This is a genomic window from Streptomyces sp. NBC_00029 (assembly GCF_045160505.1).
GTDB lineage: Bacteria > Actinomycetota > Actinomycetes > Streptomycetales > Streptomycetaceae > Streptomyces.
On record NZ_CP108292.1, the window covers coordinates 8,763,463 to 8,788,771 of the forward strand.

At 68.4% G+C, this 25,309-nt stretch carries 15 protein-coding genes; 9 read left to right on the forward strand and 6 right to left on the reverse strand.

Translation table 11 applies throughout. From position 1 onward, the window contains the following. Nucleotides 1-18 precede the first annotated feature (18 nt). From OG753_RS40385 to OG753_RS40395, 3 genes are all read left to right on the forward strand, one after another. Complete coding sequence (locus OG753_RS40385) at nt 19-1,725, forward strand: PEP-utilizing enzyme (protein WP_405786565.1); 1,707 nt, start codon at nt 19-21, stop codon at nt 1,723-1,725. Continuing rightward, complete coding sequence (locus OG753_RS40390; RefSeq protein ID WP_405786564.1) at nt 1,722-2,576, forward strand: PEP/pyruvate-binding domain-containing protein; 855 nt, start codon at nt 1,722-1,724, stop codon at nt 2,574-2,576. The genes OG753_RS40385 and OG753_RS40390 overlap by 4 nt, the downstream gene beginning before the upstream one ends. Before the next feature lie 382 nt (nt 2,577-2,958). Continuing rightward, entirely contained in the window at nt 2,959-4,542 is a 1,584-nt protein-coding gene (locus OG753_RS40395) for an ISL3 family transposase (RefSeq protein WP_405786562.1), read from the forward strand. Between the two features lie 90 nt (nt 4,543-4,632). Here OG753_RS40395 and OG753_RS40400 read toward each other — a convergent pair whose 3' ends face one another. After that, entirely contained in the window at nt 4,633-4,932 is a 300-nt protein-coding gene (locus OG753_RS40400) for a hypothetical protein (RefSeq protein WP_405786560.1), read from the reverse strand. Nucleotides 4,933-5,204: 272 nt separating this feature from the next. Here OG753_RS40400 and OG753_RS40405 point away from each other — a divergent pair, with 272 nt between their 5' ends. Then, a complete protein-coding gene (locus OG753_RS40405) occupies nt 5,205-5,936 on the forward strand; it encodes a DUF6193 family natural product biosynthesis protein (RefSeq protein ID WP_405786558.1) in 732 nt (243 codons plus the stop codon). Nucleotides 5,937-6,047: 111 nt separating this feature from the next. On the opposite strand, the gene OG753_RS40410 is transcribed toward OG753_RS40405, so the two are convergent. The 3 genes from OG753_RS40410 to OG753_RS40420 all read right to left on the reverse strand — a co-directional run bounded on the left by OG753_RS40410 (nt 6,048) and on the right by OG753_RS40420 (nt 12,572). Next, a complete protein-coding gene (locus tag OG753_RS40410) occupies nt 6,048-7,649 on the reverse strand; it encodes an ISL3 family transposase (RefSeq protein WP_405786557.1) in 1,602 nt (533 codons plus the stop codon). 470 nt (nt 7,650-8,119) lie between these two features. Continuing rightward, nucleotides 8,120-12,223 carry a trypsin-like peptidase domain-containing protein gene (locus OG753_RS40415; RefSeq protein WP_405786555.1) on the reverse strand — a complete coding sequence of 1,368 codons (4,104 nt, stop codon included), beginning with the start codon at nt 12,221-12,223 and terminating at the stop codon, nt 8,120-8,122. Between the two features lie 4 nt (nt 12,224-12,227). Continuing rightward, entirely contained in the window at nt 12,228-12,572 is a 345-nt protein-coding gene (locus OG753_RS40420) for a CU044_2847 family protein (RefSeq protein ID WP_405786553.1), read from the reverse strand. A 1,855-nt stretch (nt 12,573-14,427) separates the two neighbouring features. Here OG753_RS40420 and OG753_RS40425 point away from each other — a divergent pair. After that, nucleotides 14,428-15,561, forward strand: coding sequence for an AAA family ATPase (locus OG753_RS40425; protein ID WP_405786552.1), 1,134 nt, complete (start codon nt 14,428-14,430; stop codon nt 15,559-15,561). 148 nt (nt 15,562-15,709) lie between these two features. Here the strand turns inward: OG753_RS40425 and OG753_RS40430 are convergent, their stop codons facing one another. Beyond that, entirely contained in the window at nt 15,710-17,806 is a 2,097-nt protein-coding gene (locus OG753_RS40430; RefSeq protein ID WP_405786551.1) for an ATP-dependent nuclease, read from the reverse strand. Nucleotides 17,807-18,410: 604 nt separating this feature from the next. Between OG753_RS40430 and OG753_RS40435 the strand changes: the two genes are divergently transcribed. The 4 genes from OG753_RS40435 to OG753_RS40450 all read left to right on the forward strand — a co-directional run bounded on the left by OG753_RS40435 (nt 18,411) and on the right by OG753_RS40450 (nt 23,456). Continuing rightward, nucleotides 18,411-20,003 carry an acyltransferase gene (locus OG753_RS40435; RefSeq protein WP_405786549.1) on the forward strand — a complete coding sequence of 531 codons (1,593 nt, stop codon included), beginning with the start codon at nt 18,411-18,413 and terminating at the stop codon, nt 20,001-20,003. After that, nucleotides 20,003-20,599: a hypothetical protein gene (locus OG753_RS40440; RefSeq protein ID WP_405786548.1), complete on the forward strand. Its 597-nt coding sequence runs from the start codon at nt 20,003-20,005 to the stop codon at nt 20,597-20,599. Before OG753_RS40435 ends, OG753_RS40440 begins: the two co-directional genes overlap by 1 nt. Nucleotides 20,600-21,610: 1,011 nt before the next feature. Then, nucleotides 21,611-22,957, forward strand: coding sequence for a S1 family peptidase (locus OG753_RS40445; RefSeq protein WP_405786546.1), 1,347 nt, complete (start codon nt 21,611-21,613; stop codon nt 22,955-22,957). Between the two features lie 31 nt (nt 22,958-22,988). Beyond that, nucleotides 22,989-23,456 (forward strand): hypothetical protein, encoded by a 468-nt coding sequence (locus OG753_RS40450; protein WP_405786545.1) that lies wholly within the window; start codon nt 22,989-22,991, stop codon nt 23,454-23,456. A 350-nt stretch (nt 23,457-23,806) separates the two neighbouring features. Here the strand turns inward: OG753_RS40450 and OG753_RS40455 are convergent, their stop codons facing one another. After that, entirely contained in the window at nt 23,807-25,294 is a 1,488-nt protein-coding gene (locus tag OG753_RS40455) for a tetratricopeptide repeat protein (protein ID WP_405786543.1), read from the reverse strand. Nucleotides 25,295-25,309: the final 15 nt, after the last annotated feature.

A 25,309-nucleotide genomic window follows, 5' to 3' on the forward strand; every position in this document is an offset into this window, starting at 1 on the left:
CCGGCGAGGAGGAGAGCCATGAGCATCGCCACGGAACGCACTTTCGCTCCGCCGGGGCCGGGTACCTGGTTCCTGGACCCGACCCACTTCACCCGCCCGGTGACCAGGTTCCACGCCGAGATCTTCATCGAGGAGATGCATCGCGGCTTCGGAGAGAGCCTCCGCCGGTACGGGTCGCTGCTGGAACGGCTGGACTGGGCCTTCGTCAACGGCTTCTGCTACTACCATCCGCAGCCGCTGGGAGCCCCGCCGGACGCCACGGACCACCCGCCGAGGGAGGTCTGGGAACGCCTTGTCGCCGATCATCCCGAGATCCGCACCAGGCTCGCGACCAGCGTGACCGTCTTCGAGCGCAAGCTGTGGCGCGAGGACCTGCGCCGATGGGACGAGGAGGTCAGACCCGGGCTACAGCGCGAGCGGCGCGAACTGCAGCAGGTCGAGCCCGGTCTCCTCGACACCGGCAGTCTGCTCGCCTACCTCGACCGATGCCGGGAGCACCAGCGCCGAGCCGGCTACCTGCACCACCTGTTCAACATGCCGGCACTGCTGCCGATGGGCGATCTGCTCGCACACTGTCAGGAGTGGACCGGGCGTACCACCGGCGAGATCCTGGCCCCGCTGGCAGGATCGAGCCCCGACCCGCTGGCGGACCGGGAGGAACTGGCCGAGCTGGCCGCCGCCGTGGCAGCGGACCCCCGGGCGAGCGAGCTGCTCGCCTCCCCGGCGCGACCCCAGGAGCTGCTGGCGGCGCTGGGGGCCGTCGCGGGACGTACGAGTACCGCCCTTGCCGACTACCTGGAGACAGCGGGCTGGCGCCCCGTCAATGGCGAGGACGTGGGCGATCCCTGCGTGGCGGAGTTGCCCGCCGTCGTGCTCGCGGCCATTCGCTCGGCGGTCTCCTCCTCGACGAGGCCCCAGGCGGACGCCCGCCCCGACCAGCGCGCCGACGCGGCGGCCGACCTTCGCGACGCCGTACCCGCGCCGCACCGCTCCCGCTTCGACGAGCTGCTCGCCGAGGCGCGGTTGGTCTCCCGGCTGCGCGACGAGCGCGGGTCGTGCGCGGACCTGCCGGCCATCGGCCTCACCCGGCGCGCCATCCTGGCGGCCGGCCGACGGCTCACCGAGCAGGGCCGGATCTACGCACCCGCCCACCTGGCCGAGGCGGGCTACGCCGAGCTGCGTGCCCTGGTCCGTACGGGCTCCGGGCCCGACGCCGCAGAACTCGCCGCCCGGGCGCACTACCGCGACCACGCCCGGTACGCGGACGCGCCGCCGATGCTGGGTCCACCCCCGGGCGACCCACTGCCGCCTGATTGGCTGCCGCCCGCCGCGGCACGCCTGGAACGCGCCCTCGGGGCCATCGTCCTTGCCATGTTCAGTAACCCGGCAGCGCGGACCGAGGGGCGGACCGTGCACGGGCTCGGCGCAAGCCCAGGCGTGTACGAGGGCACTGCACGGGTGATCAGCGGCGTGCCCGAGTTCGAGCGCATCCAGCCCGGGGACGTCCTGGTCACCGGCGCGACCACCACGGCCTTCAACATCGTCCTGCCGCTGCTCGGCGCGATCGTCACCGATCGCGGTGGGGCGCTCTCCCACGCCGCCATCGTCGCCCGGGAGTTCGCCATCCCCGGAGTCGTCGGATGCACGGATGCCACGGCGGTGATACCCGACGGCGCCCGGGTGCGGGTCGACGGCCGGGCCGGAGAGGCGGCGGTGGTCCGATGACCGGTCCGCTGTCGCCGAGCACGTGGTCCGCCCCGGTGCCGCTCCGCCTGGCCACCGACGAGAGCCGGTACGGCGGCAAGGCCTCACAACTCGCGGCTGCCGCCCGGGCCGGTCTACCGGTACCGGAAGGAATCGCTCTGGAATGGCTGTTTGTCGACGTCGTCGCAGCAGGCGACGACGAGGCGCTCGCCGCCCTGCACGTGTCGACCACCGACTTGCAGGGCGGCGGGCTGGCCGTACGTTCATCCGCGCTGGGCGAGGACTCGGCCGGGGCGAGCTTCGCCGGACAGCACCTCACCTGCCTCAACGTACGGGGTTCGGACGGGCTGACCGAGGCGGTCCGAACGGTCAGAGATTCGGCGCACTCGGCCGCCGCGCTCGCCTACCGTGAGCGGCTCGGGCTGCCCGGCCGGCCCAGAGTGGCAGTGGTGGTACAGGAGTTGGTGGTACCCGAGTGCGCCGGAGTCCTGTTCTCCCGAGACCCCCTCGACGGCTCCGACGTCCTGGTGATCGAGGCGAGTTGGGGCCTGGGTGAAGCCGTGGTCAGCGGCCTGGTCGTACCGGATCACTACCGGGTCCGCCGCGACGGCAGGGTGATCGAGCGCACGGCGGGCATGAAGGACCTGGCCGTGGAGCCCGCGCTGGCCGGCGGAACGAGCCAGGTCCCGGTCCCCGCCGACCGAATTCACCGACTCTGCCTCGACGAGACGCGGTTGGAGAGCCTGCGGGAACTCACCGCCCGCTGCGAGCAGGTCTTCGGCGGGACGCAGGACCTGGAGTGGGCCTTCGTCGCCGACCGTCTCCGTCTGCTCCAGCGCCGGCCGATGACCGGGGCCGTGCCCCCCCACTGACCCCTGTGTAGCCGCCCACCTCAACTCACGACGAGCATGGACTGCTTGTGGTTGAAACAGATCGAAGCCCGACGTGCCACCTGGCCGGTAGCGCAAGTCGGCCTGCAGGTCATCGGCGAGTTGCAGACGGCACCCGGCTCCGGTATCCAACCGCGCTGGTTGTTGAGGGCCGCCGCGGTGTGGGCGGGTGCGCGGGCGGGGCAGGGTGGCTGGCGTGATCCGGCCGGTCTGCCGACGGGGGCCTGCTAGAGGGTGGTGTGCGCTGGTGAAGTGGGACTGGTGGACGGTGGATTTCGGGGACGCGCACGCGGGCGCGGTAGGTGTCCTCATCGGTGGTGTTGAGCCGGGTCCGGTGTGTTTCGATGTCGGGAGTGGTCCGGACGTGCCGTCGACCAGGCACTGGTCGGCGTACGACGGCCGGTACCGCCGCCCGCGCGCCGACGCCCTCAGGGCGGTGTGTGCGTGCGGACGGCGCGGCGCCGCCGAATACCCCCTGGACTGGGCGACGATCGGCGACCGGCCCCTGTACGAGGCTAAGCCTCGGCGCGTCGACTTGTCCGTACGCCGTCTGTACTGCGAAAACACGACGTGCCCGAAGGTGACCTTCGCCGAGCAAGTACCGGGGCTAACCGTGCGCTACCAGCGGCGGACGCCACGACTGCAGCGCCTGGTGGAGGACGTCGGCGTGGTGCTGGCCGGCCGGGGCGGCTCTCGGATGCTGCGGATCCTGAACATCAGGCTCTCGCGGGTCGCACTCCTGTCCCAGCTGATGCGGGTGCCACTTCCGCCACTGGTCACGCCCCGGGTGCTGGGGTTGGACGACTTCGCACTCTACGGCGGCACCTACGGAACTCTCCTGGTCGACGCCACCACCCGGCTCCCGCTCACACTCTGGGAAGGACGCGACGCCGAACAGCTCGGCCGCTGGCTCCGTGAACACCCGGGCGTCAAGGTCGCCTGCCGCGACGGCTCCCTCACCTACCGACAGGGCATCACCGCAGGCGCCCCCGAAGCCGTGCAGGTCAGCGACCGATTTCACCTCTGGCAGGGCCTTTCCCGCCGCGTCCAGGACATCGCCTCCACCCACCGCAGCTGTCTACCCGCAGCCCTGCCCGCAGTCAGTGAAGACGATCCCCCACCGGCCGGCGAGACCGGCAAGGGCACCGCGGCGGACACCCGGGCCGGGCGTCACGCCCAGAGTCTGTTCGGGGCTGTCCAGGCCCTGACCCGCACCGGCCGGAGCCACAGCTCCGTGGCTCGCGAGCTCGGCCTGGACCGCCGCACCGTCGGCAAGTACGCCCGAGCCCGCACCTGGCAGGAAGTAATGCGCCGGCCGCCCCGCAAGCCCTCCACGCTGGACCCCTACCTCGACTACCTGCGGCAACGCTGGGACGAAGGACAGCACAGCGCGAAGATCCTGCACGAAGAACTGCAGACCAAGGGCTACCTCGGCCACTACCAGCGCGTGAAAATGGCCGTCGCAACCCTCCGTCGGGGCCTGCCCATCGACGAGCCACGCGAACGACCGCCCTCACCTCGCGAAGCGGCCCGCTGGATCACCACCCACCCACACCGCCGCAGCCCGCACATCAATGAGCGCCTGCCCCGGCTCCTCGACCACTGCCCCGAACTCAAGCTCACCCACGACCTGGTCCGCCGCTTCGCCACCATGGTCGACAACCAGGACGCGGCACCCTTGCCGGACTGGCTGAGCGAGCTTGCAAACAGCGGACTGGCCCCTCTCGCGGGCCTCGCCGGAGCCCTACGCGAAGCCCGGCATGCCGTCGCTCAGGGAATCACAACCCCTTACAACTCCGGGGTCAACGAAGGCCGCATCACCGACGTCAAGCTGCAGAAACGGATCATGGCAGGCCGCGCCGGTGTCCTCCTTCTCCGCCACCGAGTCGTCCTGATCGCCCACCTCCGCCGCCGCTATGCGGACCAACCGACCGTGTCACCGAGATGATCTCCGCCTACGAAAATCTTGCCAGAGCCACATTCGGGTGTACGCCGACATCACGGGCGGCGGGCTGCGGACTCAGCGGGCGGAGCTGCCTCAGTGCTCGTCGAGGCCACCGCTCTGCTCCAGGTCATCCATGAACTGATCGTGCCACCTCAGCTCGCGCCCCCTGCCCGGACTCGTCAGGACGATCGTCTTCGCCTCACCAAGTGCCGTGGGACCCGCCCCAAGCAGCTCGCGCGTGATCACCACCGCATCGAGCACCTCGACACGACGCTCACTCAGCAGCCGCTGCACTGCGACCATCCCGCCGTCACCCGTCAACAACGGCCGGCACTCGTTGACGAGCACCTCCAGCCTGGCCGTCCTCTCCGGATGCAGCGCACTGATCGCCATCACGCCGTCCCTTCCCCTCGCGAGCCCAGACTCTTTTTCGATCATCCCTGACGCAGCGACTTCCGATCACCCGCATGAGCAGGAGGAGCCGCGAAGGCCAGAGTGACGTCAATTGTCGGGTTCTGGCTCACTTTCCGTGGGGGCTGACTGAGTGTGATGTCAATGGCTCCCCGGGCCGTGAGCAACGGACAGTTGGAGTTACGTGTCCACGGCTCTCGCTGCGACGCCTGATCGCCGTTCTCTTGGTGGCGTCACGACGGCAGAATATAGAGGTGGACTCTGACCTTTACCCTGATCTGGCTGCTGCGGGCAGCCTGGCCGCAGCGCTGGAACAGCTGGCGGCCGAACTCGGTGCCGACCTCACAGTGGTTCCCGGCGACTGGGGCCCGCTCGTTTCGGCCGGCATCGCCTCGTCGGTCCCTGAGCGCAAGCCGCTATCCGTTCACATCGGGGCCGAGAGCCGCTGGTTCGGTGTCTCCGGCTGGAGTCACGGAGTCGAACTCATCACCGGAGCCACGCCCAACTTGGCGGATGTCGTCAGGGCAGGAGCGGCATGGGGGCAGGGCAGGAGCCTACGGGAGCTGCGGGCGGAGCTGTCGTTTCTGCGCTCCAGCAAGCGCGCCGAAGCTCACGAACACGGGCCGGCCGCGGTGGTGGAGCTGCAGTGGCGCACGATGCGGGAGCAGGCGGCCGAGGAACCGGATTTCTCAGGGTTCGACGAACTCGTGGAAGCGGCTCATGCCGAACCGCGGCTGCGACGGCTCTATGTATATTCCAGCCACTGGACGCTCGGCTTCAGCTCCTGCACTGGATACCCGTTCCGCGATGAGGTGGCCATCGTCCCGTCACACAGTGGCAGCCCATTCCGCGTGAAGAGGCATCCGCTATCCGACGACGTTCTCGGCGAGGCTGCCACAGCCGGGGAAGCCGTCGCCCTGGCAGTGCGCCACCTCCCCACCGATCTCGGTCCGGCCGTCGCGGGAACCGCCGAACAAAATGGATGACGAGCGCGAACCCAGTCACTGACCGTCACCTATCCTGTGGCCAATTGGCTCCCCATCAGACGACTGCGGACGGGAAATCCAACTGGCCCCCACCGCGGTCTGCCCTGCGCTTCACGAGTAGAGCAGGACGCGCTTGCGGAGGAGATGAAAGCCGGCCCGGCCGAACATCTGGCGTTTAAGCATCTTGATTCGGTTGACGTGGCCCTCGACGACGCCTGAGCTCCAGGGCAGGGTGAGGCCGGCGATGACCGCATCGCGGTCACGGTCGATGCCTGCGGCGAGCGTATGGAGGCTGGGGAGATTGTCTCGCCGAACGGCATCGAGCCACTGTGGCAGCCGTTCGCCCTGGCGCTCTGTGAGCATCTGGCCGAAGGAGCGGACGTGGCCGGTGAGGGCTTCGAGTTCAGGGCAGTGGACCAGAACGGCCTTGAGCCGCAGATGCTCCGTCTCGGTGAGGGTCTCCGGCCGGCGGAGGATCCATCCGGCGACGACTCGAGGAGACGGTGGCCGAGGCGTGACGGAGCCTGGCGAGAGCCGCTTCTCCCGGAAATAGGCGCGAACCCGCTGGTAGCTGCCCTGATAACCGAGCGGCACGATCTCCTCCCACACCCTCCAGGCGTTCGTGCAGCCCTGGTTCCAGCGGTCATCTAGGTAGGGCTTGAAAACGTCGAGTTTGGATGGCCGGCCCTGCCACTGCCCCTGGAACAGGTCCTCCGGGGTGGCTGCGTCCGCGAGGAGCTTGACGGTGCGAGAGGTCATCCGGAGTCGGCGGCCGATCGCCCTCCGACTGAGCCCGGTGGCCAGCAGTTCGTGGACGGTCGCATGGTTGACACGGGTGCGGTCAGCGAAGCGGTGTCCCCTCGGCCAGGGCGAGCCGAAGGGATCTTCGAACTTCTCCGGCTCGGGGGCAGGCTGGACTGGATCTGGCGCCAGGACGTGCAGGCATCCTCGGTGGTCTGCGACGCATCGCTCCGCAGCCTCACTCAGGTTGCGCCAAAGATGCCACCTGTCAGCGACCTGCACCGCTTGGGGCGCCCCGGCCGCGGCACCTTCGGCGAAGAACGGTGCCCGATCGCGGCAGACCACCTCCACCCCTGGTCGTTTCGCGAGCCAATCGGCCAGGCTGGACGCCTCCCGGTCGGGCAGCAGGTCCACCGGACGCCGGCTTTCGACGTCGACCAGGACAGTCCCGTAGTGACGCCCTTTGCGGGTCGCGTACTCATCGACGCCGACCACCCGCAGGGCCGGAACTTCAGGGTCGGGCAACGCTTCGACCAGCCGCAGCACCGTGCTGCGGCTCACGGACACACCGAACACACTCGCCATGCGGGCACCGGCGCGACCGGCGAGCGCGAGGCCAACCGCGGCCAGCGTCGCCCGCAGGCGCTCGGTCCGCCGACCGTACCGACGGGTCAAACCCGGCAGCTGTTCGGCAAAGGTCCGCCGCTCGCACGAGATCACCGGGCAGAGGAACCTGCGGACGCGCAAACAGAGAGCGACCCGTCTGCCTCCACTGGGCACATCAACAGGAAACCGCAGGTAGGAGCTGTGAACCCGCCGTGACCAGATCCCGCATCCGGGACAGATGGCCCCAGCCGCTGTGCTTCGGGCCTCTATGCGTACCGCCTCGTCGTTCACGGCTACGGACAGTACCGCCACGTCGGCGATCGACGGGAACAGCAACTCCTCCAGCTGGAGCACTACTTCTTCCACGGGCCGTACTGTCGGCCACACCGCACCCGGTACGGGCCAATTCCGGGCAACTTCCCCAAGGCCGACTCGTCCGAGACCCGTCACTCAGCGTGCACGGTCCACGGAAAGTGAGCCAGAACCACAACCCGTGAATAAAGCCAAGTGAGAAATCGGTGGGGATCGCTGTCCTGGGGGTTTATCGCGTGTGGGGTGACGCTGTCTTAGTTTCGTGAGTTCTGATCCACCGGCCAGCGGTGGGTGGGTGTGATCGACGGGTGGATCAGGAAGAGCGGGACCCGGCTTCTGCGGGAACGGGTGCTGGTTCGGGGCGCCGCTTTGCCGGCTGTGGCAGCTGGCGGGTGTGCCCTGTGCGAAGAGCGGCGTTGGTGGTTCGAGGAGCTGGGCGGCGAGGGCCTTCTTCCGTCGGGGATGGGGAGGCGGGGCTGCATTGGCGGAGCTGCTGCTGGGGCATTGACCTCGCGGTCATTTCCCTAGTTGGGGCACAGCGGGCCGACGGACTGGTGGGGAAGGTAGGCCTTCTGTTCCCCGGGAGTCAGATTGCGGTTGACGGCCTGGCAGATCTTTTTGATCGCGTCGGCGGGTTTGCGGAGGACGACGTCCAGCAGTCGCACGCTGCCGTCGGCGCTGCCTACGGCCAGGGTGGTTCCGTCCGGGTTGAACGCCACTGAATTGACCTCACTGGGTTGGGGCAGTCTCTCGCGGATCTCGCGGGTCTTCATGTCCCACAGCCGCACGGTGCTGTCGTCGCTGCCTGTGGCGATGATGTTTCCATCAGGGCTGAACGCCACCGAATTCACCGGCCCTGTGTGGCCGGGCAAGGTGAAGCGGTGGGTGCCGGTGGCCGCGTTCCACAGCCATACGGTTCCGTCGGAGCTGGCGGTGGCGAGGGTTTCGCCGTCGGGGCTGAACCTCACCGAGTTCACCGGTCCTTTGTGGCCGGACAGCGTGACGAATTTTTCGTCGGCGAAGTTCCAGAGCACTACGTCGTTGTCGACGGTGCCGGTGGCGAGAGTTCTCCCGTCGGGGCTGAACGCCATGTCGGACACGGTGTTGCTCAGAGTGAGTTCCCAGTAAACCTCGCCGGTGGTCGCGTCCCGCACGAACACGGCGCTGTCCACGCCTCCGGTGGCGAGGTTGTGCCCGTCGCGGCTGAACGCCACCGCGGTTGCCTCGTCGGTGTGGTCCTTCAGGACGGCGCGTTCCTTGCTGGTGGCCGTGTTCCAGAGCCGTACGATGTGGTCGGAGCCAGCGGCTGCGACGGTTTTCCCGTCGGGGCTGAATGCCACCGACCACACCTTGGCGTTGGGGTGTTTCAGGGTGGCGCGTTCCTTGTCGGTGGCCATGTCCCAGAGCCGTACGGTGTGGTCGAAGCTGGCGGTGGCGAGTGTTTTCCCGTCGGGGCTGAATGCCACCGACCACACGGCGTCGTCGTGGCCGTTCAGGGTGACACGGTTTTCTCTGACGGCTACGTCCCAGAGCCTCACTGCCTCGTCGTGGCTGGCGGTGGCAAGGGTCTTTCCGTCGGGGCTGAAGGAGAGGGAACTCACCCCGTTGGTGTGGCCTGTCAGGGTGATGCGCTCGCTGTTGGTGGCCAGGTCCCAGACGCGTACGGAGTTGTCGCCGCTGCCGGTGGCGAGTGTTTTCCCGTCGGGGCTGAATGCCATCGACCACACGGCGTCGTCGTGGCCGCTCAGGGTGAGGCGTTCTTTGCCAGTGGCCAGGTCCCAGACGCGTACGGTGTAGTCGGCGGCGTCGGTGGCGAGTGCTTTCCCGTCGGGGCTGAACGCCACCGAGAGCCCAGAAGCGTTATGGGTCAAGGTGGTGCGTTCTTTGCCGGTGGCTGTGTCCCAGATGCGTACCGTCTTGTCGCCGCTGCCGGTGGCGAGTGTTTTCCCGTCGGGGCTGAATGCCACCGACCACACGGCGTCGTCGTGGCCGGTCAGGGTGACGCCTTCTTTGCCGGTGGCTGTGTCCCAGATGCGTACCGTCTTGTCGCCGCTGCCGGTGGCGAGTGTTTTCCCGTCGGGGCTGAATGCCACCGACCACACGGCGTCGTCGTGGCCGGTCAGGGTGACGCCTTCTTTGCCAGTGGCCAGATCGAGGATGCGTACGGTGTTGTCGTCGACGTCGGTGGCCAAGGTCTTTCCGTCGGGGCTGAATGCAACCAGTCCGCCGGAGGCATTGCGAGTCAAGGTAGTGCGTTGCGTGCCGGTGGCCGGGTCCCACAGCCGCACGGTCTTGTCGCTGCTGGCGGTGGCGATGGTGCGCCCGTCGGGGCTGAACGCCACTCCGTTCACCCATTCGGTGTGGCCGGCCAAGCGTAGACGGAGCGGGAGAGCGGCTGCGTTCTCCAGGCTTTCGACGGCCTCGGAGGTGGGGCTGGTGCGGTAGGCGCGGATGGCCAGAAGTGCAGCCAGATCGGGGTTCGAGTCGATCAGCGTGCCGGACCGTGCTGCGAGCTCGCGGGACAGAGCCGTCTGCCGCTCCTCGCTGACCGTCCGCCATTGCCAGATCGCTCCTCCGGCGGCGAACAGTGCGAGCACCAGCAGCACGGCCAGAACCGCGTTGAGGCGTCTGCTGCGCCGGATGCCGGCCTGCTGGTGGTCCCTGCTTGCAGTGAGGAAGGCGTCGATATCGGCCGGCAGGCGGCGCTGCTGTGCCCAGTCGAGGCCCTCCGCGAGCGCTGTGCCCGCGAGAAGGTCTCCGGTGTCGTTCCCTTCAGCCCAGCGGTCCCGACGTGTATCAGTTTGGTCAAGCCACCTCTTGAAGCGGTGGTCCTGCCTGACCCACTCACGCAGGGTGCCCCAGTCCCGGATGAGGGCGTCGTGGATCAATTCGGCCACCGGAAGGGCCGGAGGGGCGTTGCGGAACAGGGAGACGCTCGGCGTGTGGGTGGTGATCAGGCGGTGACGGATGAGGGTGTCGAGGACTTCGTCGACGGCCTTGCCGTTGTCCGGGCCCTCGGCGAGGTCGGCCGCCAGCTCCCGTAGCTCCTGCAGGGTGACCTGCTTACGGATGGCGGGGATGTTGTGGCGGGGGTCGGCGGAGCGGACCAGGGAGGTCAGAATGCGTTGCGCGATGGGCAGGTGATCCGGGGGCAGTTGGTCGAGGGCGGTGTCACACCAGGTGGTGAGGCTGCCGGTGACGCCGCCGATGCGCCGATAGGCGTCGTGGGTGAGGTATCCCTCGTGGCGTCGCTGCCACAGCTGGCTAAGAGTCAGCTCCAGCAGAGGCAGCACCGTGACCGGTGCCTGGCGGGTGGTCTTCCCCTCGGGGGTACTGGCCAGGACGTCGGCGATGATGTGCTCGGGCAGGCCCGGCTCGAAATGGGCGCCGGCCCTCAGGGCGGGCAGCGTGATGATGTCGTGCAGGTCCTCCTGGCTGAGCGTGCCTGGCATGTTGAGCAGGCCCGGCATCGCGGCTTCGAGCAGCTTGGGGGCGAGGGCGGCCTGCTGGGGGTAGAAGTCGTCGCGCATGACCAGGATCACGAAGAGCGCGGCGTTTGATTTGACCGCCGTGGTGATCTCGTTCGTGGCAGCCAGGCGCAGGTCCCGGTCCCGGCCGATGGCTGGCAGGGTGAGGAGTTCTTCGAACTGGTCGATGACCAAGATGACGCGTCGGCGCCCGGGTTCGTCCTCGAGCCTGCGCGTGACGGCCGCGGCGATTCCGCCGCTGACCGCGCCGGGCAGTCCGGAACGTTCGAGTTCGAGAAGGAGGTTCTGCCTGGGACGGGCGATCACGGGCAGCCAGTGGTCGCTGCCCGGTACCTCGCCCGCCGCCAGCGCCGGCACTACACCCGCCTGGACCAGTGAGGACTTACCCGAGCCAGAGGGGCCGAGGAGCAGGATCACCCGCTGCTGCTCGGAGAGGCTGGCCAGGACTTGCCGGACGGCGTCCTTGCGGCCCTCGAACCACTGGGCCTGTTCCGCGGTGAAGGACTCCAGTCCCCGGTAGGGGCATACGTCCTGCTCGGTCAGGTCAGGCCAGATCTCCCGCAGGACCTCGGTCGGGGTGACGTAGGCGATGCCCTGGCCGCGCTCGTGTTCGTCGGGGGCGGTGATCTCGGTGAGCATGCCGATGACCAGGCCGGTCACCTCGTCGACTACCGGGCCGCCGCTGAATCCGGTGGTGAGGTCGTTGGCACCGGTCAGCTGGAGGTGGGCGCTGCGGCCCCCGGTAGCGGGCAGCAGGCCGCCGGCCTTGCCGTAGCCGAAGTGGCCGCCGACGGGGGCCTGGGCCGGGAAGCCGAAAGAGTGCACTCTGTGGCCACGGGAGCCGGACGCTGAGCCCAGGGGCAGGGGGGTGATGCCCGCCGTTGTGTCGTTGCTCAGCTGTACGACAGCCACGTCCTCGTTCTCCAGGGCGCGCCACGCGTCCGTCAGGACAAGGCCCTCGACCTCGGGGGTGCCGTCCGCGTGCGGGAAGACCAGGCGCAGGTTCTCACCGGGGCCGCCGCCGGCGGCGCGTACGACGTGCGCGCACGTCATCAGGATCCCCTCGGCGACGAGGAAGCCGACGCCAGCCACCCGGTCGTCCGGTCCGAGGACCTGGGCCACGGCCCCGCTGATGTCCATGGGGTCAGCCCGCCTTCGGGCCCGTGCCGGGGTCGTCGGACTTCTTCTCCCACGCCATCGTCACGCGCAGATGGCAGTTGGCACTGCTCTTGGTGATCACGGCCCCGGCCTCGAAGGCGAGGTCCACGCCGAACTCGAACGTGATCGCGTCGGGGCCGGCCTTGCGCAGCTGGGCGAGTACGGCGCTCGCTGCCTCTGTCACCGGCCCCAGGGCCGACTGCAGGCTGATCGGGAGTTCGTGGATGGCCTCTCCGAGCCGGCCCGCCTTCACCGGCCCTTCTGTGGTCGTCGGAGCCTCGACCAGCAGGGAGCCGCCGTCCGCCAGGGAGATTCGCGCCAGGTGGGTCATCGCTCCTCCTCCGCCGCCGCACACATGCCTCTGGTTGTGATCGTCGCCGGACCCGCGGGGTGTGGCACCCGGGGTGGGCCGGACGCATGAAGCCGAGTCCCGCCCGTCCGGGCCCGGCCAACGCGCACGTAGGGCTGTGACCGGGAACCTTCGGCGGGTACAGGGGGCTGATACCGGTGGGCTCTCGTATTCAACTGTCACCGGCTCTCCGAGGAACCCAACCAGCCGGTGACCGTTTGTGATCACCAGCGGCGTATCGGCTCCACGTGCGATCTCTCGGTTTCGGGGCGGTGGTGTGAGAGGCAGCCGGGTTGTTGCTGGTTGAGGGCTGTTTTCAGGGGCGGTGCCACTGTCTGGGGGGTGAGAGATCGGTTCGGGATCGCTGTCCGGGGGTTTACCGCATGTGGGGTGACGCTGTCTCGGTTTCGTGAGTTCTGATCCGCTGGCCGCTGGCCGCTGGCCGCTGGCCGCTGGCCGCTGGCCGCTGGCCGCTGGCCGCTGGCCGCTGGCCGCTGGCCGCTGGCCGCTGGCCGCTGGCCGCTGGCCGGTGGGTGGTCGGTGTGATCGGGGGTGGATGAGGGGACTCACCCGCCGGGGTCGGGCGGGGATACGGACGCGGTTTTGCCGGCCGTGTCGGTGCGGGCGTTGCGGGGGCCCGCGGTGCGTAGTCTGCTGGCTTTGCGTGGGGAGGGGAAGCTCACCACCCGGCATGTCCGAGTGGCTGCGGATGCTCTGGGTGTGCGGGAGCGGGCGGCGTGGCGGTGGCTGGCTGCGGCCGAGGAGGACACGGACGCGGCTGCCGCGCCGGGGGAGCGGGCCCGGTATCACGGGCGGTTCACGGTCACTGCGGAGGTTCGGGCTCTGCTAGGGCTGTGGAAGGGGAACGTCGCCGCTGTCCACCGTGAGTTGACCGCCCGTGCGGCCCGGGGCGAGGGTGATCCGCCTCCGTCGGTTCCGACGCTGCACCGTGCGATCCGGCGTGATCTGACGCCTGGGGAGCGGGCGGGGCTTGCCGGTGGTGAGCGTGAGGCCCGCAAGCATGATGTGTTCCTGGCCCGGCCGCGGGGCTGGCGGAACCAGGTGTGGGAGGCCGATCACGTCCAGGCCCCGGTCCTGGTCGACGTCGAGGGCGCTGCGCGTCGGCCGTGGGTCACCTGGTTCGTGGACTGCGCGTCGAACACGATCATGGGTGTGGCGGTCACCCCGGGGCATCCGTCGGGGGAGTCGGTCCTGGCCGCGCTCCGGGCGGCCGTGGTGCGCGAGGAGCCGTTCGGGCCGCAGGGCGGGCTCCCGGAGAAGGTACGCGTGGACCGGGGCAAGGACTTCCTGTCGAGGACGGTGATCGCCGCGTTCGACGCCCTGGCCGTGGAGGTGGAGGACCTGCCCGCCTACACCCCGCACCTCAAGGGCACGGTGGAGGGCTTGAACCGGGCCGTTGAGTCGATGTTCCTGGCCGCGCTGCCCGGCTACGTACGTCAGCCGCGCCCGGGCCGGCGCCGGGCGCGGCCGAAGGACGAGGTGCTCTTGGACTTCGAGGACTTTACCGCCCGCCTGTTGGACTGGGTGGCCTGGTGGAACACCTCCCACCACCCGGGGCCGTTGAAGGGCCGGTCCCCGCTTCAGGTGTGGGAGGCGGATCCGACGCCGTCGCGCGAGATCCGCGCGGACGCATTGTGGACGTTCACCCTGGAGGACGACGGCCGTGTCCGGGTGCTCTCCACCAAGGGCGTCCGCTTCAGGAACCGCGACTACCTGGCGGCGTGGATACTGCGGGCAGCGTGCGCGAGCCTGCACGCTCCCGACCTCTGGCCGCCGCGACGGCGCTGGCCTCCTTCGTCTGGTGAGGGGCTGACGGATGGCGCAGGTGATCCGGGACGGCATGCTGTCCCATGCGGTGCTGGTCGAGCGGTTGCTCGCGATCGACGAGGCAGGTCGGCTGCTGGGCCCGCACCGTCACGCCGCGGCCAGCCTTGCCCGGGTGCCGGTGAAGACGGTGACACGCTGGCTGTGGCAGGCACGCGACGAACCCCCGCCCCGAACCCCGCCCGCCCGCGCGGGATGGTTGTTGAAGGCCCCCGCCTGGGACGAGACGACGTGGGCCCGGATGGACACCCTGCTGGCAGCCGAACACGACCTGAGGCAGAGCCGGAAGCCGGGTCCCCGCCCTGCCGCCGACCTGTCCACGCCCCTGTACCGGGCCCGCCGTTGCCCCTGCGAGGGCGACCACCCCTTCGTGGCCGGCCCCCACTGCGCCGCAGCGGGCGTGGACACGCTGATCCCCGAAGCGGACGTGGTGGTCACCGACGCCCTGGAACAGACCGCCTCAGCCCTGCGGCACGTCGTGGCCGCCGGCGGCGTCATGAACATCGACGGCGCCCCGGGGACCGGCAAGACCATCGCCCTGCAATACGCCCTCGCCCGCCTGCCGCCCGGCCCGGCCATCCGCCGCGTCCCGATACCCGTGGGCGCCACGATCTCCCAGCTACGCCACGCGATCGCCGAAGCACTCGCACTCAAGGTGCGCCCCGACAACCGGCGCAACACCACCGACCAGGCCCTGGCCACCGCGCTGCGCAGCCCGCACGTGCTGGTGTGCGACGACATCCAACGGCTTTCCCCACCCGCCCTGGAATACCTCTGCCGCCTGGCAGTCGACCCCGGCGCACCCACCACCCTCATCCTGGCCGGAACCGGAAGCACCCAAGCCCTCCAGCGGCTACCAGAACTCGCCTCCCGCATCCTGACCCGCCAGCACATCCCGCCACTCACCCCCGCTCAGGCCCAGGCCCTCCTGCCCGCCTTCCACCCGCTGTGGGGCAGGGTGCCGCCACAGCACATCGCCCGAGCCGACGAACGCTGCGCACGGGGCAACTTCCGCGCCTTCGCCCAGATCACCGCCCACGTCATCGACGCCGTCCTGACGAACCCCCTCGCGCACTCCGGCAGCGCCCTGGTCGAGGCGGCATGCCGCCGACTCGGAGGCATCTGAGGGGCCCCGGCGCCTCTGGAGAGTCCACGAGGTGCAGTGTCACTGGCGTGGGGCGACGCACCTGAGCAGCTGTGAAGGGGTGAGCTGGTGGAAATCGGTGGCGGCGCCCCGCACGTCATGCTTATCGACGAGGTGGGGTGATGGCCGGCTACTGCGGCTCGAGGTCGGGTTCGGAAGGGCCGGAGGGCAGCCGGGTGGGAGGCTTGTCGCCGATGCGTTCCCACCACAGGCCGGCACGGTCACGAAAGTGAACCATGAGCTCCTGGTCCGCGGAGCCCTGCGGGAGAAACTCCTCATATCCCTCGCCGTCGCTCATCAGGAAGAGCGGCACGGAGAACTCGTCTCCCGCCGGCAGGACACCGGAGGTCTTGTTTTCGGGTGTGCCCCATAGCGGTTGGATGTGGTGGCGGCCGCCGTGGGTATAGGTGGCGCGAATGACCCGTACTTCCGTTAGGGGGGCGTCGCTGCTGTTGGTGACGACAGCGTGTTCGCGGTCGAGGCGGGAGCTGACCTGGAGGGCCTGTGCTGCGGCTCTGGCGTAGTCCGCCGCTCCGTCCCTGAGGTACGCGCGGATGCTGCTGCAGAAGGCTTTCAGCTCGTCGGTCGGCTTTGCGTGCCATCCGTCATTGAAGACCTTCTGAGACCAGAGCCCCTTGTCGCCTCGGGGCACCTGACGTACCCAGGACTCCAGCTCGCCGCAGGGTACGACGAAGAGGCCGAGGTCGGCGGCCGCCTGCAGCAGGCGCTCCGCAGCGTTGTACGGATCGCCCTGAAGGCCGGCCAGGCCGGACTTCTTGAGGTCCCCCCACCGGTCACCGCCCTTGGCCAGCTTGGTGAGCTCACCGAGGACCCGATCCGGAAGCGGGTCACTGGCCTTGACGCCCTTCAGGAGCGCGTTCATCTCGGTTTTGAAGCCGCCTGCGGAGGTCTCGCTCCGGGATCCGGCCGCATGTTCTCGGAGGCATTTGAGGTCCGGGTCCAGGTGCTCGGTGACGTCGGCGAGACTCGTGACGGCCGCGGCGAGACCAGACCGGAGGTAGTCGAAGTCGGCGATGACTGCGGTGGGGATACCGCACTGCCGTAGCCGCCGCGCGGTGTCGCCCAGAGGCGCTTTGCCACTGGTGTGGAGGAAGAGGGTGTTGTCGTGTGCGGCCGATGCATCCTTGGTGGCGTCAAAGGCCGCGGCGTAGAACTGGCAGTCACCGGCGGCTTCGCAGAGCACGACCCGGTCGTAGAACAGACCCGAGGACAGGTTCGAGTACCGGAGCAGGGGAGTGCGCAGCAGGCCCTGCACGGCGTCCGGGTTCAGCAGCCGGGCGGCAGGGGCCCCGGATGACCGGTCGAGACGGACGATCGACACCGGGCGAGCCTGTTCCGCTTCAAGGACTCCGGCGAGGAAGTCGGCGCTATGCGTCGCGACGAACAACTGCGTCTGCCCTCGGATGCCGGCCAGAAGACGGCCGAGAAGGCGGGCTTGCGGCGGGTGCAGAAACGCCTCGGGCTCGTCGATGATGACAATGGGAGCGGGCCGCACCATCACCTGAAGCAGGATCTGCACGAAGCTGCGGAACCCATCGCCCTGCGCCGACACCAAGGGCAGGTTTCGGTACGCTGCGGCGACTTCTCGCGCCGCCCCCGGGAGGGCGTCCCGCAGGTCGGGGTGAGGCCGACCAACGCGGAGTCGGATCCGCTCGTCGTACCGGTCTACACAGACGTGGTGGCGAAACGCCTGATGCACCAATTCAGAGAAGCGCGACTCTGCTGCGCGGTCCTCGTACAGGTACTGGAGCTTGGACTGCGGCGGCAACAAGAAGTCCCAGTGCTCCACCTCTGATTCGACCTGCAGGCGGTCTTCGGTCCACAGCGTTTGCTTGAGGAAGGGGGTCAGCTCCGCGAGCGAGAAGGACGTCCAGCGATGCGGCATGGAGTCCTTGAGGAGCACCGCCCCGCTCGGAGAGACGTAGTGCTCAGCCGTGCTGGGTGTCCAAGTCCGGTATCCGCCCTCCTCCAGCCAGGCCGTGAACTCCTCGCTGCTCCCGCTGTGCCGTGGGAGGGCTTGTCGGATCCACCGGGTGGTCCTGCCAGCTGTTGTACCGGGGAGCTCGATCTGCGCGTCGAGTTCACGGAGCAGGAGCGACTTGCCACTGTTGTTGGACCCGATGAAGAGCGTCATGCCATCCTGCGGCGGCTCCACTATGAGGCCTGTATTGAGCATGATCTCGGCGACAGCGAAGGTGATCGCCATGTTGCCCCCCGGAACGGTGTGCACATCGCCCCAAGAGCGACGTTGGTGATCTGCGAAGCGTATCGATCAGCCGATACTCCACTGGAGGTTTCGTCTCACTTACTCGGTCGGTACGGGCTGAGGATCGCCCCGGTGGCCGTCGCATTGCGGGGGCCTCTTGGACGCCCCGTGCTCGCCCCGAGCGGCGCCCGCCCGGCCCGTGCGGGCACGTCTATTGCGCCCGGCGACCACATACTGCCGGACGCCCAAGGTCGAGCCGCCGCTCAAGCTCGTCCTCGTCGAGGGCGAGGCCGGCGAGGACACCCGCCTGACCACCTCGGCGTCGAGGCCGTCTCCACCGCGCCACTAACCGCCTCAAGGACGCGGCTCTGGCCAGGGGAACGACACCTTCTGCTGCTACGCCTTTCTCGGCGGCCCACGGTCCGCGATAGGGGCGGGTGCCCGCGCACCCGATGGGTGCCGAAGCGGGGGACCTGCGACCGGAACCGCCCAAATCGACGAGGCAATCAACGCATCGTTGATGCGTTTTCCGCATCAAATAGTCTAGGGTCGCATCATGGTGATGGGTACGGAAGAACTTCTCAGGCTCACGGTCGCTGCGTTGATGTCGCGCTCTGGTGAGCGTCAGCACGTCCTCGCTGATGGGCTCGGACTGTCGCAGGCCCAGATTTCCCGGAAACAAGGGGGCCGTCAGCACTGGTCGCTCGAAGACGTTGACGGCCTCGCCGCGCATTTCGGCCTGCACGTCCTGGACCTCCTGGCTGGCCCCACGCATGCGGTGGGCGTCCTGCACGGCTCGATCCCCGCCCTGCGCCCTGCCGACCTCGCAACCCCCGCCCCGCCCGCGGCCGCGCAACTCCCCTTCCCCGCCGTCCAGCTCCCCGCCCAGCCCCCACAGGCACCTGCCCAGCCCCCGCAGGCGCCTGCCCCGCGGCCGCCGGTTCAGCCGGCTGACGCGCCCGCGCTGCGGTGTGTGCTGTGCGGGCAGCCGTGCGACGAGGAGGTGGACGGGTTCGCGCAGCACTTGAGCGCCGAGGAGTGCGCGGCCGCCATCGCCTCAGCGACCCCCGCCCCTGCGGCGCCCGTGCCCGCGCCTGCCCCCGTCCCGCCGCAACTTCCCGCCGCACCCCCGACACCGGAGCCCACACCCGCGCCCGAGGCAGGGGCGGATCCGGTCGTGCCGGAGGTCGAGTCCGTGCCTGTGCCGGCGGCGGGGCCGGCGGTGGTGCGCGGTCCGCGGGCGTACGCCTCCGGGTCGCTGATCGACCAGATCACGAGCCGGGTGCACGAGGCTCTGCAGGGGTGCTCTGGAGACCTGGAGGCCGCTCAGGTCATGCTCCTGAAGTCCGCGATCCCGGATGTCATGAAGTTTTTCAAGGCCTCGCGGGTCGGTGGCCGGTACGAGCACTCGGAGTTCCCGCCGACCGCCGACGTCCTCAAGAAGCGGTCCCAGAAGGGCGCGGACGAGATCTGGGAGGGCCGGCCGAAGTGGCGCAACCCCCACGTGTTCAAGGCGGCCAAGCAGGGCGAGGAGTTCGAGGTGACGGCCCTGGACATGAACGCCGCCTACCTCTCGGCCTTCAAGTGCTGGCTCCCGATCGGACAGCTCCGCGAAGACACCAGCGGCGTCCACGACCGGAAGAAGTCCGGGGTCCACCTGATCACTCCGGCCGAGTGGGAGCACACCGACCTGCCCAACCCGCTGGGCAACCGGATGGAGCCGGGCGAGTTGTGGGTCACCGAATCCACCCTCCGCCTCCTCCTCGACTGCGCCCGAGACGGCCTCGCCGACGCCCCGACCATCCACCGCTCACTCGTCTCCGGCGGCACAGAAGTCCTGTTGGAAAAACTGCGCCGCGCCCTTGCGGAAGTCCGGAAATCAGCTCTCGCCGATGGCGACGAACTGACCGTCAACTACGTGAAATCCATGTATTCTAAGCTGGTCTCCACCCTGGGTGAGTCCACCGCGAACCGTGATATGCGACGCCCGGACTGGATGCACATTATGCGAGCGAAAGCATTCGCGAATCTGTGGATGAAAGCCAACAAAATCCACAAGGCAGGAATCCAGGTCGTGGAAATCTCCGGCACCGACGAACTGCATGTCATCGGCGACTGGCGGACAGTTTTCGCCGAGGGCCGGGACCTGAACCAGGTGAAGGAAAAGCAGACTTACACGCTGGGGGGTAAGCGCTGATGGCAGGATCCGAGGACCTGTGGTCCCGCTGGGGCGAATGGCAAAGGCACGACGCCCGCGGCATGAAGGGCGGCGAAGCCCTCATCCTGGAACTCAACCGGATCGTCCACACCTCCGGCATCGTCTCGCCCGTCACCTCCCACCGAGGCCTGACCGCCCGCCTGCGCTACCTCGACAGCCCCGCCGGCCGCCAGGCCCTCGCCGAACAGGGCGTCAGCACCTGCACCCTGCGCTCCTGGACCCGCGGCAAGGCCACACCCTCCCCGGCGTCCAGGGAGCGGATCGACGCCGCGTACTGGTGGCGCCGACGGGAGAACCTGATCCGCTCCGGCTGGCTCGCCCGCCACCTCGACAACAACGGCCAAGGCCGCCGCATGGAGATCTACCCCGTCGACCAGACCCACGTCGACACCAAGTACAGCCGCCCCCTGAGCGACCGCTCGATTACCGTTCGGTACATCTGGCCCGACCTCGTCCAGGCGTGGGCGGATCGCGACGAGGCGATGGTGGACGAGATCTGGGACGACGTCATCACCGACCTCGACTCCGACTATGCCGCCTACGCTTACGTCTCGTCCGTCGGCATCGGAGCCTGACCCCCGCCCACAGCCGTGTCGACAGTTCGCGAGTAGCTCTCGTGAACGTCACGAGATCCCGTTCCGCCGCAAGGCGGGGCGGGATCTCGGCGTTTCCGGGGTCTGTTCGACGTGGTGTCCGATTGCTCGGCCTGCCGCGGTCACTGACCAGGCGTCGGCCGGAGGGGGTTGCTTGGGGTGGTTTGCATCAATGCGGCGCTTCCGGCCGTCTGTGGGCATGGCGGAGCGTGGCCTGGCTGCTGGTCGGTGTAGGCGCGGTCGGCGGCCAGGAACCCGGTGGGGAACCCGAACGGGACGAGCCTGGTGAGGCTGTGGATGGCATTTCGGGCCGATCCGGTTCTCGGGGGTGTCGAGGCCGGCGCCGAAGGCGAGTTGCGGATGCCGGCTGACGCGCTTCTCTTCCAGGGGATGTCTTGCGGGGTGCCGCCGGCCCGCCGTGATCTCGATCGACGACAGGTCCTTCCAGCCCGGGTGGGGCTGGTGCCATGCGGGGAACGGGGTCGTGTCGACAGCGAGGTCGCCTCGCCATCCCCGGAAGAGCCCGCGCTGGTGAGCGAAGCGGACAGTGACCAGGACCAGCCGGTCACTGATCTCCTGCAGCACTCGCCGACGGCGGACCTGCTCGACTCCTGCCCCTTCCTCCCAGGCCACGATCACGCGGTGGAGTCGGCTCTGCCGACGGCCTGGAAAGCAGTTGATCCAACTGCCCCGTGGACTCGGGGGCGGCGGTCGGGGTTATTGAGACAACTTCAGGAACGGTTTCAGCTGTAAAGCTCCATGGGCGGCCGATCGAGGCGCTGCTCATCTATGCTGCGCGCGAAATCTCCCCGAGTCGCGGAATGGAAGTGTCCGGTTCGCGGTGCTCTTGCAACAGCCGGAAGCAAGTTCTATTGTCTCAGCAGATTTTGGCCATGCCTCAGGGCTCAGAGGTTCCGTAGTAGCCCCGAGGGGCGTCCCTGTGTCAGTGGCGCCAATCATTTCCGGGGGGATTCAATGAAGCTCAGATCCATAATGCTGGCCATTCTGACGGTAACCGGAATGGCCGTCCCTACCGCTGCCGCTGCCCCTGCAGTCGCACGCCCCGCGTCAGCCCCTGCACCCAATGTGCTGCTTCAGCAGATGGAAGGCGGCGTTGTCAACGATTCTCTGCGGTTGCGCAGGGAGCTTGGTTTCGAGGCCACGGAGAGCAAGCTGGCCGAAATCCTCCGGGGCCGGGAGGCCCTGACCCCTTCGGTAGGCATCCGTGAGGAGGGGCTCGTCAACGAGTGGGGTTTCATTGGAACGGCTGCCGAGGCGTCGGAGATGAAGCGTCGTGACGCGCTTGTGTCCGCGGTTGAGCCCGTCGTGCGCGAATTCTCCCAGCAGGAGAAATTTGCCGGGCATTTCCTCGACAACCGCCGCGATGGACGCCTGGTCGTCCAGTTTGCCGGAGCCCTGCCGGCATCGGATCGGCAGGACGCGCTCATGAAATCAGCTCTCAATTCGGGCAGCACGGTCTCCGACGTCGAATTCCGTGTCGTCGAGCACTCCACTACCGAGCTCACCGGTGCCATGGAAGCCGTGTGGAAGTGGGCCGCCAAGGCGGGTGGCAGCGATATACCCGTCATCTCCGTCGAGGAAGACGTGACCACCAACGGGCTCAAGGTAGTCCTCCGCCCGGGAGTCGAGCAGGCCGGCGTACGAGATGTCCTGGCCCGGCTCGATGTCCCCGCGATCATCACCGAGGGTGACGGGGCTGACGAGGCGTGTACGTCCCGCAACGCCTGTGACTCGCCCCGCCGCGGTGGTGTCGGCATCAGCAAGTCAAACTCGCTCTGCAGCATCGGCTGGGTCGTGAACCGGAGCGGTGTGCGCGGGGCGCTGACCGCCGGACACTGCTGGTGGGGCACAAACAGCGGCTCGGTCGCCTCGGGGAGTGCCACCTACGGCTCCCTGACCGGCACCAATGCCCTCACGAACGGCACCCACGCCGATATGCGCTTCATCTCGATCCCGAGCGGCGGCCAGCCTTGGTTGTATCAGAATGCCGCGAACAAGGCCCGGGTGGTGACGGGATCATCGCTGGGGTCTGTCGGCTCCACCGCCTGCCTGTTCGGCCGTAACTCGGAGAATGCGCGCTGCGGGACGATCTCGTCTACCAACGCGAGCCACACCAGCAGCACTTGCGGCTGTGTCGTATACGGGCAGTCCGCGGCCTCATACTCCAGCGCGGGTGGTGACAGCGGCGGTGCCGTTGCCAGTAGCTCCACGGGCAACGTCGCACGAGGTGTGCACTCCGGAACGTTCGGAGGAGCGAAACACTACAGTTGGATCGGGTACACCTCTACGTACAACATGGGAACGCTCGCCACCGGATGACTCCGGAGCCTGCGGGAACAGGACGCCCACCATGAAGGCACGACTCTTGCTGGTCCCACTTCTTCTCGGTGGCCTGATGGCCTGCTCCTCGGCCTCCGGTGCCGAAGGTGATGCATGCCCCGAGTGGCCCGTCTACTCCAATCCGCAGGAAGCCCTCAAGGATGCGGATTACGTCGTTACCGCAGACGTCACGGAGCGGGTGGGGAACGAGGCGGTCTTCGGTACCGAAGCGCACGCCTATTCGGTCAGTACCAAGGGGCTTCCTGTTCTGAAGGGAGATGACATCGGTTACAGCAACCTCAAGGTCATTTCCACACCTCAGAAGTGTTCGGGCGGCGACCCCTACCCGGACGGGGATCCGCTGCGCGAGGGCCAGCGCGTCATCCTCTTCCTGACACGGGAAGACCCGAAGGGCACCTGGAGGACGATCACACCTGACCACGGGGTACTCCCGGTTGGCAGTAGCAGTGACAGCCTTCCGAGCCGCTGGCCTTCGTAGCCGCCGACAGAACGAAGCGACATGAAGCCTGCCCTCACCTTTCGAATCGGTGAGGGCAGGCTTCGCGTGCCCGTCGCCCAGCCGTCCTAGGTGCTGTCCGGAACGGGAAGCGATCACCCTTCACTTGGGAAGCGATCTTCAACGGGCCGGGACATTGGCTGGTCAGGTCCACTCGTGAACACCCCCGTGTGGACATCCTTCGGCCACCTGTGTCGCCCGTGGTTCGTCAGAGCGATGCCTACAGCGGTGGCGAGGGCGGCGCCGACGCCGCCGACGGCCGCGACCGGGGCGGTCAGGGCGGGGTGGCTTCACGAACCGTGAACAGAGCCAAGCCACCCATGCTGTGCACGTCATGAGCCCGGCATATCCGCCCTACGGGTCCAGTTAGCGAGAGATCGGCCGGACAAGAGGGTGTCGGGGTGGTCGGGTCCGAGGACGCGGCCGCGGTCGGCGGTCAGCTCGGTGAAGAGGTCGCGCGCCCTAGCAGCATCCCCCGCTTGTCCGCTCCAGTGAGCGTGGTTGTGGCGTGAGATGAGGGTGTGGGGGTGGTCGGGTCCCAGGACGCGGGTGAACTCTGTGATCAGTACAGTGCCGAGGTCGCGCGCCGTAGCGGCGTCTCCTGCTATTCCGGTCCAGCGTGCGTGGTTGTGGCGTGAGGCGAGGGTGTGGGGGTGGTCGGGTCCCAGGACGCGGGTGTAGTCCGCGATGAGTACGGCGTTGAGGTCGCGCGCCGTAGGGGCGTCTCCAGAATCTCCGATCCAGAGCGCGTGATGCTGGCGGGCAGCAAGGGCGCCCGGGTGGTCGAAACCGAAACTGCGGGCGTAGTCGGCGACGATTCCTGCATACAGGTCGCGCGCCGTGGCGGGGTCTCCAGACGTTCCGGTGCCTTCCGCCTCGAAGATCCGGGAGGTGAGGTCTTGTTCCGTAAAGCTGTTGTCCGGGACGTCCATGCTGGTGGAGGGGTTGTTCGGCACGGTCGGATTGTTGATGGGGACGGCGTCGTCGAGTTGCGTGGTGATGCGGTCGACCGTATTGGCGTCGGTTTCGTTGATCGCTGACGCGCGGGCGAGGGCGGTATCGATGTCGTCGCCTTCGGGGTCCTCGGAGACCGGGCCGGGCGCGAGCGGCGGCAGGGCAGAGGCGAGGCCTGGCAGGTGGTCGTGAGGCGAGGGTTCGTCGCCGCGGAGTCGGTCGAGGTCGTCGGTCAGCTCGTCGATCCTCTGCTGGAGCCGGGCGGAGAGTTCCTCGGCTTGACGCCTTTTCTCCTCCGCCCGCTCCAGTTCCTCTCTGGCCTTCTCCGTCTGAGCCTCGGCCCGGCCAAGCTTGCGCTGCGCCGTCTCCAGAGCAGTGCCGTGATCGGTGTGGGCGAGCTGGTCGCGCTCCGCGGTCAGCCCGGTGACCCGGTTCTGGAGTTTGTGAATCATGCCGAGGAGGACCATGACGAGCTTCGCGGAGTTGTCCGCAGCCAGCCGCAGGTCGGCCTGTTGTTCCAGGGAACGGGTGAGCCGGTCGTAGATGTCGATCTGCCTGGCCTGGATGTGTGCCAGCTCCACTGCACCCACGGAAGGCGCGGCGATTCCGGGGGCGGGCCTGGGCGGATTATGTGCGTCTCGCAGCAGTGCGTTGGCCTCCTGGTGCCGGCGTTCGCGTAAGGGGGCGGGGACCGTCGCGTCGACGATGGCGGTCACGAACCTCTGCGTCGGGATCTTCCCGCCGAGATAGACGCTGATCTGAGCCTTGGACATGGCGATGTCGGTGGCCAGGGTGGCGAGTGTTCTTTGGGATTCGTCGACCCGGGCACGGAGGAAGACCGCGAGCCGGTGGGCCTGCGGGTTCACTGCCCGGATCGGCCC

Excerpts from the sequence above, each read along its gene's own strand:
- OG753_RS40385 (WP_405786565.1), top strand. The coding sequence starts at position 19 with ATGAGCATCGCCACGGAACGCACTTTCGCTCCGCCGGGGCCGGGTACC.
- OG753_RS40390 (WP_405786564.1), top strand. The coding sequence starts at position 1,722 with ATGACCGGTCCGCTGTCGCCGAGCACGTGGTCCGCCCCGGTGCCGCTC.
- OG753_RS40400 (WP_405786560.1), bottom strand. The coding sequence starts at position 4,932 with ATGGCGATCAGTGCGCTGCATCCGGAGAGGACGGCCAGGCTGGAGGTG.
- OG753_RS40415 (WP_405786555.1), bottom strand. The coding sequence starts at position 12,223 with ATGGACATCAGCGGGGCCGTGGCCCAGGTCCTCGGACCGGACGACCGG.
- OG753_RS40420 (WP_405786553.1), bottom strand. The coding sequence starts at position 12,572 with ATGACCCACCTGGCGCGAATCTCCCTGGCGGACGGCGGCTCCCTGCTG.
- OG753_RS40425 (WP_405786552.1), top strand. The coding sequence starts at position 14,428 with ATGGCGCAGGTGATCCGGGACGGCATGCTGTCCCATGCGGTGCTGGTC.
- OG753_RS40430 (WP_405786551.1), bottom strand. The coding sequence starts at position 17,806 with ATGGCGATCACCTTCGCTGTCGCCGAGATCATGCTCAATACAGGCCTC.
- OG753_RS40435 (WP_405786549.1), top strand. The coding sequence starts at position 18,411 with ATGTCGCGCTCTGGTGAGCGTCAGCACGTCCTCGCTGATGGGCTCGGA.
- OG753_RS40440 (WP_405786548.1), top strand. The coding sequence starts at position 20,003 with ATGGCAGGATCCGAGGACCTGTGGTCCCGCTGGGGCGAATGGCAAAGG.
- OG753_RS40445 (WP_405786546.1), top strand. The coding sequence starts at position 21,611 with ATGCTGGCCATTCTGACGGTAACCGGAATGGCCGTCCCTACCGCTGCC.
- OG753_RS40450 (WP_405786545.1), top strand. The coding sequence starts at position 22,989 with ATGAAGGCACGACTCTTGCTGGTCCCACTTCTTCTCGGTGGCCTGATG.